Genomic DNA, 13,968 nt, shown 5'->3' on the forward strand with positions numbered 1-13,968 from the left:
ACTGCTTGATGGGCAATCCATGTATCTGATGCAGCAGCACCCAGTAGTCAGCCATCTGGACAGCCATTTTGGGGTTGTTGCGGGTTTGTATTTCAACTTGTAGGATAAAAACATTACCCTGGCTATCTATCACCTTCCGTAATGTATCTGTCTCCTTCTGCCGTGTAACCTGAAGTTTGTCTTTCAACTCGGCATACTCTACAATATCCAGCCCGAGCACTTTTTCCACAAACACTGCAAGGAACACCGGCGATATCTCGCGGAATAACTTATCGTAGATGGCAGATTCTGTTATCTTATTCTTTTCTTTAGGCATAAGGCAAATATAGTTCATTGCATCTATAAAAGCTAATATTTTTAGCTATATATTTGTGGTGATGATGAAAAATAGCGACGCAGAAAACCCAATCTACGAGTTGCTGGCAAACAAAATAACTATCAGGGGATGATACTAAGAATGAAAACTATCGCTACCCCTCAAAAGATGAGTGGGTGACGGTACCGCGAACCAACGACGAAGTTCATGTCTCAACGAAAGCCCCGAAACGGGGAGAATCGGGGCTTTACTAACTAACCAATTATAAACCTAAATTATGAAAAGACAAATTTTACTAACTGTCTATATAACGCATAGTAGGCCCGTTTTGTTACAATTAATTTGTTAAGAGATGTTAAAAGGACAATGTGGTGACCAAAGAGGGCTAAAAAAGAGAAACCCGTCACTCTGAAAGTAACGGGTCTCCGCCCCAATGGGGTTAGGGGCTATCAACCTAAACCTGTATCTAAAACGAAGAAGCTGGCGGATTATTTTGTTTGAGGGGCGAATTTTATGAATTACAGATACATACCGGTGGACACCGATATCATGAGGTAAGGTGAAGGCGAAGCACTTTGAAAATCTTCGCGGCCTCCGCATCAAGGGGGATGGCTTTTTCTGTGGTTTTATGGGGGATGATTTACTTTCCAATGTGCCGTTTGCGGTGTGGTTGTTGGCCACAAAATCCTTAGGAATGGGTATTTTCTTAATACCTCATTCTCCAACTGGTTATCAGTCCATTATCGACAGTGAACAAAAAATCTGCCTTATTTGTGTAACCGTGACTTGAATATTGCCCTTTAACCACCACCTGATTTTCATTAATCACCGCATATTGAGGGTTTGCAACTTTACCTTGACGATTGATGATATCACTTTCCAACCACTTTCGAGTTTCTTGTGCTGTTTTCATTGTTCCGTCAGCACCATAGGCCTGAGTTGCTGTTTCAGAAAATTGGGCGCGGATGCGTTCGGCATTTTCTGCCTGCATTGCTTCGATTAATGCCTTTACGGATTTTAATATAGTTTCGTCTTGCATTTTTCCAAAATTTTGAGTTGCCGTTCCTAATTCGCTTTCAGCGGGTGCTGTAAATAGATGATGACCAAATTGAGCAATAAAAAAGGAATTTCTATAGTTGCCCCTTTGAAATCTTTATGGAGTAACTGCAAACAAATGATCATCAGAATTCCGGCAGCCATCAGAAAATTTCCCCAAACAAAAGTTTTCGGAAACAGGATTAAAACCGAAGCCAGCAACGTAACGCCTCCGTTTATGATAACCGCGTTTTTACTGAAATTCCATTTGCCAAACATTTCAAGCATTTCAGGTTTTGCCATCAACATATTCCAACCGTGTTTTGTACCCATAAACACCGCAAAGAGAATCAAAATAGAATTTAGTATTTTTAGAATCATTGCTTTACATTTTAAAATTAAAAGGCAAACAGCTTAGCTATTTGCCTTTTCAAAAATAACAAATCTTCTCTTACCTCGTTGTATATCCACCGTTTGCGAAAATGGTTTGCCCTGTAATCCACCAACCATCGGTTACCAAAAATTCTACAAGAGGGGCAATATCCTTAATATCTGTAAGCCCTCCCAAATCAGACGCTTGTTTGTGATAAGCCACAGCATCAGCACTTTCTTGTCCGTAGAAAAATGGTGTATCCATTGGACCGGGGGCAACTGCTGTTACCGAAATCCCTCTTGAACCAAACTCTTTGGAAGCTGCTCTTGTGAAATGCTCTACCGGAGCTTTAGCTCCTGCATAAGTTGAATAATATCCTGTAAATGCAGCCAATAACGACGTGACAATGGTATTGATTTTTCCGTTATCGTTCAATTTTTTCCCTGCTTCCTGAATAAAGAAATAGGCAACCTTTGCGTTAATATCGCTCATGCTATCATATTCCTCTTCTGTGGTATCTGCAAAAGGCTTTTTCAATACTTTCCCAACCGTGTTGATAGCAATATCGATGCCTCCGAATTTTTCGATAGTTGCATCAAAAAGTTGTGTGATGTTTTTTACATCGGTCAAATCGGCTTTAAATAAAAATGCCTCTCCTCCCGCTTTTTGAATGGCTGTTAATGTTTTTTCTGCGTCTGACTTTGTGCTATCGCTATTATAATGAATGGCGACTTTCGCTCCTTTAGCCGCAAAATTACGACTTAATAAACCGCCTAAATTTTTTGCACCACCGGTAATCAGTACTGCTTTTCCTTTTAAATCATTTCTTGCCATGTTATTTTTTTCTAGTGTACAATAATTGACACGACAAAGATGACAAGGCAAAAAACATAAAACGTGGTGAACTTTTCGGAACTTTTATTTTTTGATTTCTTTTCGGAACTGAGCAGGGGTTTGTCCGACAAATTTCTTGAAGAATTTAGAAAAATTGGACGGATCGTAAGTCAGAATTCTTGCAATTTCAGAAACGGATTTATCAGTTTCTGAAAGTATTCTTTTAGCTTCATCAATAATTTTAAGGTCGTAGAAGTGACAAGGATGATTTCCAGTTTCTTTCTGAACGGTGTCGGTCAAATGCTTATGAGAAATGAATAATTCACTTGCTATTTGGTTGATTTCCATGAATTCATCAACCTTTCCCAAAACTACATCTTCAATATGTTTGTCCAGAAACCGAAAATAGCTTTTGGTAATTTCTTTGCTCCGTTTTGGTATGTCTTGCTCGTTTCTTTTCATCTGGAAATAATACAAAGTTGCGATTTTTCGAAAAACTATGTGTGGTGAACTTTTCGGTTTTCTACCAGCTAATAAGGGGTTGTTCTCTTTTTGCCGTATATTTACCTAACGTAACCTATCGGTTTTGCTGAATGGTGCTTATTGCTATCCAAAAAACAATTTATTCGAATGAAAAGACTATTGAAAATTGTACTTTGGGTAATGGGGGGTATCCTTACAATCCTATTGGGGTTTTATATTGCCTTTCAGGTGTCACCGAAACCGGGCGTTTGGTTGATCGCTTCTGCATTCAACGGAAAGGTGGAAATTCAGGATACGATGGCTTATAACCGAGCGAAAGGTAAAATACGTATCGTCAATAATATCAGGTATGATTCAAAGCATAAAATGAATGTTTTGGATATTTACTATCCAACGGGGGAAACACGATTACCTGTGCTTTTTTGGGTACATGGCGGTGGCTTTATTGGAGGCAACAATAAAGGGGTGCACGAGTTTGCAACCTACATCGCAGCGGAAAGCAATATGGCTGTTATATTGGTAGATTATGAAAAAGCTCCGGATTTACACTACCCGGGGCAGACCAGGCAATTGGCTGAAGCCATAAACTATATGATCGGCAGCGCGGATGACTACCCAATGTTTGATTTTAGCCGTATTGGGATCGGCGGCGATTCTGCCGGCGCACAGATTTCTGCGCAATTTATCTTGACGCAAACAGATTCGGCATATGCCAATCGTTTGGAGATGACACAAATGCTGGAACCCAACACGATCAAAGCGTATATTAGCTATTGTGGACCTATAAACATGAAACAGGCACTGGGAAATAAAGTCGACAATAGGTTTTTAAAATTCTTTGTTTCAACCGTCGGGTGGTCCTGGTTTGGGAGAAAAGATTGGCATGATTTACCCGAGCTGCAGGAGGCATCGTTAGCAGAACATCTGACAGCGGATTTCCCTCCGAGTTTCCTTACCGATGGCAATACGGGCTCGTTCGCTGACCAGGCGATCAGATTTAATGAACGTTTGCAACAACTCGACGTACCAACGGTAACGCTTTTTTTTGAAAACGACGGGAAAGAAGTTAATCACGAGTATCAATTTCTTTATAATACCCCTGAAGCCCGGGAATGTTTAAAACTGACCCTTGGTTTCGTAAATGAATACCTGGCCAACTAATCGGATAGGAATCGCTACATTACTTGATGTTAGCATTCAGGCACCGAGTTACTTTTTGTATCCTGGCACAACAGAAGAGATCCAAGCTGAAAGCGCAATGAAAACTTATAAAGTGAAACAAATTGAATAGTAGGTATAGGTGCAAATGTCTAAAAGAAAGCCCCGAAACGGGGATGTAATCTTACCCTAGCTAAAAACAGCTACACCATTAATCTGACAAACTCAGGCTCTTCCCCACTCCAAACGCATAGTGCTGATAGTCGATAAGCTGCCGGCCACCCTCATTTTCTTTCCAAGCGGGTTCTTCATGACTAAAACGCACGATATCGCTGGTACGCTTTCGACCGAATAACTGGACAACCGAGCCAAAAATCTGCAGTTCCTCCTCAGTAAATTCGCTTTCATCGAAAGGCGCGTTGGGGTGGTACACTTCTACATACTGATCATCTTTGCCATTACGCTCTTCAATGATAACACGACTATCATCCTGGAGCCGCAGGTATAGCCGCTCATATTCGGCCGGCACGGGGCCGTATGGTATGGCACGATATTGCAAACCGGTAATGGAAGAACCATAGTGCTGGTACGCCAAAAAATCAGTGTAAAACTGGCTTTTTAGAATTATATAGGCTCATTTATTAAATTATTTAAGCATGAGCTTATTGGTAGATATAAGCTCAAAATAATTATTAAATAGGCTCATTTATTTGTAGTTTTGAGCCTATACAAGCACATAAATGAGCTATCCTACATCCAAGCATTCAATGATGGACAAAAAAGCGATGCTGCTCTTTTATGAGCAGAACAACATCAGCGTTTTCAAGGAAATATTTATGGAACAATTCCGGTTTGCCGTCAAAACTTATTTTTGATGCTGTCATCAAACTAATCCAGACACAATCGAGTTTGGTCCTCAAAGAATCTTTCAAGTTATAAAATTGCAGTTACCGGCATTTTTGTTTCATATAGCGCAATTGCCTTTAAGTAATTTGATGCGACGGAGATGGTATGGCTCAGTGGTTCTCTGGGCTATTTTCTATTGCCAAGATTTTTGCGTTAAATCCAGCAATGGATGAAAAATCGCCTTTAAGAATATTTTTTGCTTGATTGAGTAATACAAATTTAGCTTGATCACCTCCTTCTTTATCGGGGTGGTACTTTAGGGCTAGTTTCCTAAAGGCGCTATCTACGCTAGCCAAGCTATTGGAATGAGGGACGAGTCCCATCAATGTAAATGCATTTCCAAATGCGAGCCTTATTTCGGGCATAGCAAAAAGAGGCCCTACGCTTGGAACCAAGTGTTTCGCCATTCCTTTATCTTTCGCCGGCTTTAAGTATGCCATAATTGCCTCCATATCAAGCTCACCAAACCCTTTCGAAAGGGAACTTATTTCATTTGGCTTTGACGGCTTTAAATGTACCGCTCTGCCAGGAGCCCAATTTGGACGTTTATCTTCGGCCGGGTGCGCTTTTAGGTATTTTCCGGATCTCGTTGGTGGTTCGAATACGCCTAGTCGCTCATACCCCGTAGCCAGACCACCCGCTGTTGTTTTACCTCCAGCGTGATGATGCCAAGCCGCCATTCTGTCACCGCCGACACTGTTTGGCTCTTCCATATACCTGACTTGGTAACCTAACATAGCCATAACCTCAAGATTTCCACTTCTAAATCCTAGATGTTTTGATTCCTGGAAATTACGATGCAGAAAATCAAAAAGTTTTAATTGCCCTAACCGCGTGTTTCCACCCCATGCACGTAAGGAGTCTGAATCTTCTGTCCAAAACTCAGTGAGATTGAAAACTTTTCCTGCGCCGAGTTTAGTATTAATCCTCTTTGTAATTAAATCATATTTACCTCCTTTTGCTGGTGAATGCCCCTTATCGCCCGCTATAATAACAGCATCGTAATTTTGGGCCGCTGCAACGGCAATTTGTTCGATACCGGTATAGCTAGAATCATGTTCTAAGTGAATATCTCCCTTTTTGCCGCTGAATCTGGACCATAATATAGCTACATTACTGCCTGTCGATGGCACGCCTTTTTCCTCCAGCCATGTTTTTATTTCGGCGTCCTTGGTATCATTCACATTCCAAGCTGTCTTAAGCTTGTTGCGCGTTTCGTTTGTGAATTTTTCGGCGACATACTCCGTTCCTCCGCTCACGGATTTGATATCGTCTTTTTTTATTTTTGTATTTGATTTACTATTACCGAGTATGGTTTTCTCAACCCTCAATGCTTCATTCCTTAAATCCACCCCTCCGTCTCGCAAAACATTTACGTCAACGATATGAATCCTATCGTCCGAAATTCCACTGTCTAAATAAAACTGTCTAATGACGTTGGCCCTATCCGTTGGGTCGTTATCTTTTCCGCGTGAAATCACAACATGGGCTTCGTTATCATCAATTAGAGTAGCAACTATGCCAAACATATCTCCGGTGGCATAACCTGGTTGCATGATGCTAAGCCGTTGGATAGCACCTTCGTTGACATTGGAATAATCTAATGCGCGCGGCTGCATAGCGCTAATTGCTGAAGAAGAATTTATGCTTATCGCCCTCGCTCCCATCAAATTTGCCTCTCGCTCCAACCCTTCATCGTCATTCACCTTCACTTTGCCTTTCAGTTGCAGGGTGGGTTGTACCCTCCCCTGCTTCTGCTGCACCACGTGCCACGCTTCATGCGGAAGGTGCTTTTCCTGCCCCGGTGCGAGGTGGATGTCTGTACCTTGCGCATAGGCGTGGGCCTGTAATTGTGCAGGACGGTCAGAATTGTAATGCACTTTCACGTCATCCATGGAGTAGCCCGACAGGCTTTCGATACCTGCTTTGAGGCTGTCAGGCAGCCCGGTACGGTTTGGAACCTCACGCTCGGCCATAACCTGCAATTGCGTGATTTCATCTCCACGTGGGCTGGCATCGGCCATCTGCTGGATAGCGGCCTGCTGGTGTGCTTGCGGGCGATTATCGGCAAAGCTCAAGGATTGCCGGCCCGCTCGCGCGTGCTGCTGCTCCTGGGGGGATGATTGCAGCGGCGTAGCCTGAACGGGGTATGGTGCTTTCATAATGACTTTGGTTAAACCAAAGTTAGGATGGGGTGACGAAGTTTTGTTTCGCTGTATCGTTTAATGATTAACGAATTACTTCAATTTGAACCGAAATGGAATCAACCCCCGCTGCTCACGCGGCGTCACAATCCCGCAGATTTTGCGATGAGTACGCCAATACCGAGGCCAAAACTACTGGATATTTATCCGGGCCGGGATGGTGTATACGTACGGCAAGAAAATCAATCGTGCGTTACCCACACGAGGCGGCTGAGGTCGTACCCGGCTTGGCGTGCCGTCTGCAGGAACTCCTGTTTCACCGCTTCGGGGAGATGCGTAGTACGCGCTAATATCCAGAGGTAATCAGTGTTCTTCCCCATAACGAGCGCATATTCATAATCGTCTTTTATGGCAATGACGTTATAGGGGGAGTAGAATGGCCCGAAAAACGAGACTTTCAGCTTGCCCTCGTTGGGTTCGCCCGCTAGCTTCGCCTTGCCGTTCGCTACTTTGTGCTTTTTCTTGACGTAATCGTAGCCAGAATTTGTAACGGCCACCGTCCCGTCGTCATTCAGCGTATAATTGGCGCGTGTATTTTTTAAGTTTTTCTCGAACCGGAAGTCGAACCGGGCGAGTTCGTACCAATCACCCAAGTATTTGTTGATATCGAAGTTTTGCACCACACCGACGCCCTCCGGTCGCGTTTGGCATAATCCGCTTAACGCGACTGCCGCGGCGCCAACGGCAAGCCCCCCGGCAGCCAGTATGTATCGCTTCTTCATGCATAAACAACAACCGCTAATGGCTATTGTTTTGTTCATATCCAGCGCTGATTGAGGGTAGCTGAATATAATTTCATTTAATTCCGTAGCTTTGACTATCATGGTAAAAAAACTATTCATCGCTATATTGCTCTGCTTATCACTTGGATGCGTCACTGCATCGGCCCAAACCTTGGTGGAGCAACTGGGCTATCCCAAAGATGCCATTCTGTTAATTATCAATAATGACGATGCCGGCATGTGCCATGCCGCAAACAGCGGAACCATCAAAGGCATGCAAGAGGGGCTGATTTCTTCCGCCACCATGATGTTTAATTGCCCATGGGTTACAGAAATCGCAGCGTTTGCAAAAAGCAATCCCGACAAAGGTTTCGGTGTGCACCTTACGTTAACGTCTGAATGGAAGAACTACAAGTGGGGACCCTTAGCTCCTATTGAAAAGGTGCGTTCGCTAGTGGATAGCAATGGTTACTTCTGGAAGGGTGTTGAAGAAGTGTATCAGCACGGCAACGCCGATGAGGCCTATGAAGAAGGAAAAGCCCAAATCGAAAAAGCCCTATCATACGGTATCCCGATTACGCACATCGATTCGCATATGGGCACATTCCAACTCGACCCCGCTTACGTTGAACAGTATGTGCGCTTGGCAAAAACCTTCAACCTGCCCCTGCGCATGGCGTCGCAGTCTACATTGGCAAAATATGGCCAACCCGATCTACGTGAAAGGTGCAAACAGATGGGATTGGTATTTACCGACTACCTGATTTATGAAGAGTTGCACGATTATCACGAAGTCGAGGAATTCTGGCTAAACATCATCGACAAGCTGAAACCTGGCGTGACAGAACTGTACCTGCACGCCTCCGAACTCACGCCAGAACTGGAAGCCATTACCGGTACCGCACGTACACGCGCTGACGAGTTGAAGGCCTTTACAAAGAGTAGTGCCATACGCGAAGCGTTGGCAGGCAAAAACGTACACATCATCAGTTACCGCCCGTTGATGGAATTGCAACGGAAGGACATAACGACTACGGGTATCAAATGAAATATTAACTGACGACGATGGTGACCATGAAAGTTATTTTATTACCATTGGTATTGGCTCTTTTGCTACCGGTGCAGATTTCTCTGGCCCAAGATGACGATTCCGGGATTATCCGCAAAAAGGTGTTACTTGCCCATAAATTTATTGCGGACCTTGCACTGGAGCCCATCGGTGAGCCCGAACCCACCTTTAGGGAACAAATTGAACGTGGCGATTCAGTCATCCGCGTACGGATTGATAACTACGAAACCAACGCCTTTCCAATCGTCCTGCCGTACGACCGCAAGCGACCGAATGAGCGGAAATGGCCACTGAGCACCTTTTTGACCGATCTGCACCGAGGCCAATACCATTACCTCTACAACGATATCTTTATCGTTAACCCTGGCAATACCCGGCATTGGTATTCTTACCGCTGGCAATTGGAAGAAATGGGGGTCGATACCGCAGTTTTAAAAACAAAGCCCGTCGTTGACATCCCGGAAATGGCCAAAGATAACGACACCTACCTGACCATATCACGCATCGGCAGTGTGGCAAAGATGTGGGTGTTGGATGGCGAATGGCGTGTGCATACCATTGATTTCAAACCGCATTGGGTCAGATCCATGGCGCCGAGGGTGTTGGAATTTGACGAATACCACGTGTACGTACTGGAACGTGTAGTCAGCGTCGAACCGATCACGGTTGAAACGATGGCTGATTACTATGAATCCGGGTCAGTGAGGGTCTCGGCGAAGAAAGGCGTTAAAGTCGTTCTAAAAAGCGTACATGATGCCCAAAAAACGGCTTTGCCGCGCTGAGTTGTCCGCAATCGGACAACAGGTGTCCGATATCGAACAGTTCATGTGCCCAGCAAAAGCTCAAAACACTGCTTATCAGCATATTAAAATTTTGGAACGATAATGTGTGGGAACTATCCGTAATTTGCGGTTAACATGATTAAAATTTCAGAACTACAAAAATTCTACCGCACCGAAGAGGTGGAAACGGTAGCACTCAATAACCTGAGTATTCACGTTAAAGAGGGCGAATTCGTCGCCGTGATGGGCCCATCGGGGTGTGGCAAATCCACATTGCTCAACATCGTTGGCTTACTCGACGATTTAGACAACGGCAGCTACCTTTTCAACAATATCGAAGTGGCCAAATTCAATGAGCGCAAACGCTCCGATCTGCGTAAACACAATATCGGTTTCGTTTTCCAAAGCTTCAACCTCATCGACGAGCTGACGGTTTTCGAGAACGTGGAACTCCCCCTTATTTATACCAAAGTGCCAGCAGCGGAGCGCAAGAAGCGCGTAGAGGAAGTACTGGAGAAAGTGCAGATCATGCACCGGCGCAATCATTTCCCGCAACAACTATCCGGTGGCCAGCAACAACGCGTGGCCGTAGCTAGGGCAGTGGTAAACAATCCCAAATTGATTCTGGCGGATGAGCCTACCGGCAACCTCGACTCCAACAACGGTAATGAGGTAATGCAACTGCTCACCGAACTGAACGAGCAGGGCACCACCATCGTAATGGTAACCCACAGTGAACACGATGCACGTTATGCTGATCGGATTATCCGCATGCTGGATGGCCAAGTACTGATGGAAACCGTGGGCTGAGATAGGCTGTTCCTAACCCAAACGATCTTCCAGTAAGAAAACATATAAGCTCTTTGGCCCGTGGGCACCTAACACCAACGTCTTTTCGATATCGGCCGTACGGCTCGGGCCCGTAACCAGGCTAATCGACGAGGGCATGTCGTTGCCGTACCGATGCCTGATCAAATCAAGGCCATCTTTGATATCCATGACCAATTGTGATGCATACGCGACCACGATGTGAATATGCGGGTAAATACTGAGACGCCGACCGGCCGCACTGCCATTGCTGACCAATACGCTCCCCGATCGTGCAATCAGTGCCTCACAGCCGGTAATGCCGGCTTCGGCCTCGGAAAAGTCTTTATCGGTTTGGAAGTACGGAAACTCATAGTTGTCTAACAGCTGCCTAACCCCCGGTTCCCACGCATACATCCGGCGCAGCTTTTCCTGTTCAGCCAGGCCCAGCAACCCCTCGATAAAGCTCACCTCGTCTTCGCAGTAAATGAAATGACCGGCTACGGCGGTAAGCCGCTGCGCAAACAGCACGTCCGCAGGCTCGGCGGTATCGACATGCAACGCTGTCTCCTCAAAATTGGGATACGGATGTTCCCGTTTTTGCAGCAATGCGTGCCGAATCTTCTTCAGCATTTGCTCCTTCGCCGTCGTCGCTTTGATGTTCCTTTGCAAGGCAACCTCCCCTTAGCGATGCGTTGTTCACGTTGAGGCTGTCTCGGAGGCATCGCCCTTGGCGGGCTTGTTGTCCAATACCCCCGAATTATCACCCACGCCGTCGTGTATCAATCCTTCCGCGGCCTTGCTTTGATCTCCTTCCCCAGATTCGCCATTTACGAATTCATCATAAGTAGTCCGGTGGTCAAAGGGTCGCTTGCCCAATATCTCTTCAAGGTCTGATTGGAAAAGGATTTCCTTTTCGAGCAACTTCTCGGCCAAGGCGATAAGCCCATCCCGCTTTTCAAGCAACAGTTGCTTGGTCTTTTGATAGATATCGGCAATTAACTTCCGTACTTCCTCGTCGATCAGTTCAGCGGTTTTTTCCGAGTACGGACGCTGGAACTGGTTTTCCTGGTTGTCGTTAAACGAAATATTGCCTACTTTATCATTCATGCCGTACACGGCCACCATGGCGTAGGCCAATTTCGTAATGCGTTCCAAGTCGTTTTGCGCGCCTGTGGAGATTTTACCGAAGGTGATGTCTTCGGCAACACGGCCGCCCATGGTCATACACAGCCCATCGATCAACTGCTCGGTGGTATACAAAAACTGCTCCTTGGGCAGGTATTGAGCATAGCCCAATGCCGCCACCCCACGCGGTACGATGGAGACTTTAACCAACGGATCCGCATGCTCAAGGAACCAGCCCGTGATGGCGTGCCCCGCTTCGTGGAACGCAACAATCCGCTTCTCTTCCGGAGAGATGATTTTATTTTTCTTTTCCAAACCACCGATCACCCGGTCTATCGCATCCTGAAAGTCGTGCATATCGATGGCCTCCTTGTTGCGCCTAGCAGCGATGAGTGCCGCTTCATTACAGACGTTGGCAATTTCGGCACCGGCAAAACCGGGGGTCTGCGCCGATAGTTTCTTGGCGTCTACTTCGGCAGCCAGCTTCAACGGCTTCAGGTGTACCTTGAAAATCTGCTCCCGACCCACCAGGTCGGGCTTATCGATAGAAATCTGCCTGTCAAACCGGCCGGGACGCAATAACGCCGAGTCCAGCACGTCCGGCCTGTTCGTAGCAGCCATGATGATGATACCTGAATCGGTACCGAAGCCATCCATCTCCACCAGCAGCTGGTTCAATGTGTTCTCGCGCTCGTCGTTGCCGCCCATCACACTGTTCTTTCCACGGGCACGGCCGATGGCGTCGATTTCGTCAATAAAAATGATACAGGGGGCCTTGTCTTTAGCCTGACGGAAGAGGTCGCGCACGCGGGAAGCGCCCACGCCGACGAACATCTCCACGAAATCCGATCCCGATAGGGAGAAAAAGGGCACCTGGGCTTCACCAGCCACCGCTTTGGCCAACAGCGTCTTACCCGTACCCGGCGATCCAACCAACAACGCTCCTTTGGGGATTTTACCCCCAAGATTGGTGTATTTCTTTGGGTTTTTGAGGAAATCGACGATTTCCATCACCTCTTGCTTGGCTTCTTCCAGCCCAGCTACATCGCTGAACGTTATAGCTACCTGCGATTCCTTATCAAAAAGCGTGGCTTTGGATTTGCCGATGTTGAAGATCTGGCCGCCCGGGCCACCACCGCCACCGCCCATGCGGCGCATGATGAAAATCCAGAATACGATAATCAGCAACAGCGGTAGCATAATGGAAAAAATCCATCCCGTCCATGCGTTGGTACGGTCCTCCGGCTTTACCGACACACGATCCTCCGCCGGTAGATCCTGTTGGGCTTCGGCCAACTTCCGCTGCAGCACTTCTCCCGAAAACTCCGTAAAAACGTATTGCGGGCCCGTTGAAGGTGTAAGCGTCAGTCCATTCGAGCTGGGCTGTACATTTTTATATTTGGGGTCGTCTAGCCGGTCTTTTTTGATAAAAACCTCGACAAAAATCAGCTCATTCCGTTTATAGGCAACCAGGTGATCCACATCACCCGGTTTAAGCATTTTCTCCTCAAACTCTTCATAGGTTATTTCCTTTGCATTGTCATCCGTGAAAAGATACTGCAACGCAAAGAAGCCGAAAAACATCGCCACCCATAGCCATATGATATTGAAACGTGGCGGCTTCGGCGTCACCTTTTTACTGGGCACTCTCTTTAATCTATCTGGTCCTTTAGGCATACCTTTGCTTCCCTTTTTTGTTCTATTGAATTACGCACTCTGATAGTATTCCATTTCGGCATCACCCCATAGGTCTTCAATGCCGTAATAGCTGCGTTTATCTGTTTTAAAAATATGGACGACAACGTCGACGAAGTCTAATAAAATCCACTCTCCGTGTTCCATCCCTTCCTTGCGCCAAGGCTCTTGTTGAAGTGCCTTGTAGACTTCTTCTTCTACACTTCTGGCCAATGCGTTGACCTGCGTTGATGAGTCTGCGTGGCAAATTACGAAATAATCGGAAACCGAGCCCCCTATGTTCCTCAAATCAAGCCTAACAATCTCATTACCCTTTTTCTCTTGCATACCGTGTACGATAACCTCCGACAGGCGGGCTGATAGGACTGATTTTTTGTTTTTTATCATTAAAAATAATTATAGTTTTGGGGCAATGATACCCTTTTATTCCATTCGTATTGCAAAGTAACACATTTT

Annotated in this window: 14 protein-coding genes and 1 pseudogene; 4 read left to right on the plus strand and 11 right to left on the minus strand. The window is 45.8% G+C overall.

Features of this window, described 5'->3' with window-relative positions; genetic code table 11:
• The 5 genes and pseudogenes from VNQ80_RS15720 to VNQ80_RS15740 form a co-directional block, all read right to left on the minus strand.
• Window positions 1–316, minus strand: a pseudogene (locus tag VNQ80_RS15720) (hypothetical protein); the annotation flags it as partial.
• A gap of 706 nt (window positions 317–1,022) precedes the next feature.
• A complete protein-coding gene (locus tag VNQ80_RS15725; RefSeq protein WP_325640362.1) occupies window positions 1,023–1,355 on the minus strand; it encodes a nuclear transport factor 2 family protein in 333 nt (110 codons plus the stop codon).
• Window positions 1,356–1,381: 26 nt separating this feature from the next.
• Complete coding sequence (locus VNQ80_RS15730; RefSeq protein ID WP_325640364.1) at window positions 1,382–1,732, minus strand: DoxX family protein; 351 nt, start codon at window positions 1,730–1,732, stop codon at window positions 1,382–1,384.
• 70 nt (window positions 1,733–1,802) lie between these two features.
• Window positions 1,803–2,558, minus strand: coding sequence for an SDR family oxidoreductase (locus VNQ80_RS15735; RefSeq protein WP_325640366.1), 756 nt, complete (start codon window positions 2,556–2,558; stop codon window positions 1,803–1,805).
• 84 nt (window positions 2,559–2,642) lie between these two features.
• Window positions 2,643–3,020, minus strand: a complete 378-nt coding sequence (locus tag VNQ80_RS15740; RefSeq protein WP_325640368.1) for an AraC family transcriptional regulator — start codon at window positions 3,018–3,020, stop codon at window positions 2,643–2,645.
• 168 nt (window positions 3,021–3,188) lie between these two features.
• Between VNQ80_RS15740 and VNQ80_RS15745 the strand changes: the two genes are divergently transcribed.
• Window positions 3,189–4,202, plus strand: a complete 1,014-nt coding sequence (locus tag VNQ80_RS15745) for an alpha/beta hydrolase (protein WP_325640370.1) — start codon at window positions 3,189–3,191, stop codon at window positions 4,200–4,202.
• 208 nt (window positions 4,203–4,410) lie between these two features.
• On the opposite strand, the gene VNQ80_RS15750 is transcribed toward VNQ80_RS15745, so the two are convergent.
• The 3 genes from VNQ80_RS15750 to VNQ80_RS15760 form a co-directional block, all read right to left on the minus strand.
• Entirely contained in the window at window positions 4,411–4,827 is a 417-nt protein-coding gene (locus VNQ80_RS15750; protein WP_325640795.1) for a Panacea domain-containing protein, read from the minus strand.
• 388 nt (window positions 4,828–5,215) lie between these two features.
• Entirely contained in the window at window positions 5,216–7,267 is a 2,052-nt protein-coding gene (locus VNQ80_RS15755; RefSeq protein WP_325640372.1) for an eCIS core domain-containing protein, read from the minus strand.
• Window positions 7,268–7,491: 224 nt separating this feature from the next.
• Window positions 7,492–8,070 carry a lipocalin family protein gene (locus VNQ80_RS15760; RefSeq protein ID WP_325640374.1) on the minus strand — a complete coding sequence of 193 codons (579 nt, stop codon included), beginning with the start codon at window positions 8,068–8,070 and terminating at the stop codon, window positions 7,492–7,494.
• Between the two features lie 61 nt (window positions 8,071–8,131).
• Here VNQ80_RS15760 and VNQ80_RS15765 point away from each other — a divergent pair, with 61 nt between their 5' ends.
• From VNQ80_RS15765 to VNQ80_RS15775, 3 genes are all read left to right on the plus strand, one after another.
• The gene (locus tag VNQ80_RS15765; protein WP_325640376.1) at window positions 8,132–9,079 is read left to right on the plus strand and encodes a polysaccharide deacetylase family protein; all 948 of its coding nucleotides are present in this window, start codon (window positions 8,132–8,134) and stop codon (window positions 9,077–9,079) included.
• 17 nt (window positions 9,080–9,096) lie between these two features.
• On the plus strand, window positions 9,097–9,882 hold the full coding sequence (locus VNQ80_RS15770) for a hypothetical protein (RefSeq protein ID WP_325640378.1): 786 nt from the start codon (window positions 9,097–9,099) through the stop codon (window positions 9,880–9,882).
• Between the two features lie 135 nt (window positions 9,883–10,017).
• On the plus strand, window positions 10,018–10,692 hold the full coding sequence (locus VNQ80_RS15775) for an ABC transporter ATP-binding protein (RefSeq protein WP_325640380.1): 675 nt from the start codon (window positions 10,018–10,020) through the stop codon (window positions 10,690–10,692).
• A 12-nt stretch (window positions 10,693–10,704) separates the two neighbouring features.
• Here VNQ80_RS15775 and VNQ80_RS15780 read toward each other — a convergent pair whose 3' ends face one another.
• Genes VNQ80_RS15780 through rsfS form a run of 3 tightly spaced genes read right to left on the minus strand, consistent with a single transcriptional unit; the run spans window position 10,705 to window position 13,899 of the window.
• Window positions 10,705–11,361: a lactate utilization protein gene (locus tag VNQ80_RS15780; protein ID WP_332844537.1), complete on the minus strand. Its 657-nt coding sequence runs from the start codon at window positions 11,359–11,361 to the stop codon at window positions 10,705–10,707.
• Window positions 11,362–11,388: 27 nt separating this feature from the next.
• Complete coding sequence (ftsH, locus tag VNQ80_RS15785) at window positions 11,389–13,494, minus strand: ATP-dependent zinc metalloprotease FtsH (RefSeq protein ID WP_325640382.1); 2,106 nt, start codon at window positions 13,492–13,494, stop codon at window positions 11,389–11,391.
• A 30-nt stretch (window positions 13,495–13,524) separates the two neighbouring features.
• Window positions 13,525–13,899 carry a ribosome silencing factor gene (gene rsfS, locus VNQ80_RS15790; RefSeq protein WP_325640384.1) on the minus strand — a complete coding sequence of 125 codons (375 nt, stop codon included), beginning with the start codon at window positions 13,897–13,899 and terminating at the stop codon, window positions 13,525–13,527.
• Window positions 13,900–13,968: the final 69 nt, after the last annotated feature.

Source organism: Parapedobacter sp., assembly GCF_035556095.1.
In the GTDB taxonomy this organism is placed as follows: domain Bacteria; phylum Bacteroidota; class Bacteroidia; order Sphingobacteriales; family Sphingobacteriaceae; genus Parapedobacter.

Excerpts from the sequence above, each read along its gene's own strand:
- VNQ80_RS15725 (WP_325640362.1), bottom strand. The coding sequence starts at position 1,355 with ATGCAAGACGAAACTATATTAAAATCCGTAAAGGCATTAATCGAAGCA.
- VNQ80_RS15730 (WP_325640364.1), bottom strand. The coding sequence starts at position 1,732 with ATGATTCTAAAAATACTAAATTCTATTTTGATTCTCTTTGCGGTGTTT.
- VNQ80_RS15735 (WP_325640366.1), bottom strand. The coding sequence starts at position 2,558 with ATGGCAAGAAATGATTTAAAAGGAAAAGCAGTACTGATTACCGGTGGT.
- VNQ80_RS15740 (WP_325640368.1), bottom strand. The coding sequence starts at position 3,020 with ATGAAAAGAAACGAGCAAGACATACCAAAACGGAGCAAAGAAATTACC.
- VNQ80_RS15745 (WP_325640370.1), top strand. The coding sequence starts at position 3,189 with ATGAAAAGACTATTGAAAATTGTACTTTGGGTAATGGGGGGTATCCTT.
- VNQ80_RS15755 (WP_325640372.1), bottom strand. The coding sequence starts at position 7,267 with ATGAAAGCACCATACCCCGTTCAGGCTACGCCGCTGCAATCATCCCCC.
- VNQ80_RS15760 (WP_325640374.1), bottom strand. The coding sequence starts at position 8,070 with ATGAACAAAACAATAGCCATTAGCGGTTGTTGTTTATGCATGAAGAAG.
- VNQ80_RS15765 (WP_325640376.1), top strand. The coding sequence starts at position 8,132 with ATGGTAAAAAAACTATTCATCGCTATATTGCTCTGCTTATCACTTGGA.
- VNQ80_RS15770 (WP_325640378.1), top strand. The coding sequence starts at position 9,097 with ATGGTGACCATGAAAGTTATTTTATTACCATTGGTATTGGCTCTTTTG.
- VNQ80_RS15775 (WP_325640380.1), top strand. The coding sequence starts at position 10,018 with ATGATTAAAATTTCAGAACTACAAAAATTCTACCGCACCGAAGAGGTG.
- ftsH (WP_325640382.1), bottom strand. The coding sequence starts at position 13,494 with ATGCCTAAAGGACCAGATAGATTAAAGAGAGTGCCCAGTAAAAAGGTG.
- rsfS (WP_325640384.1), bottom strand. The coding sequence starts at position 13,899 with ATGATAAAAAACAAAAAATCAGTCCTATCAGCCCGCCTGTCGGAGGTT.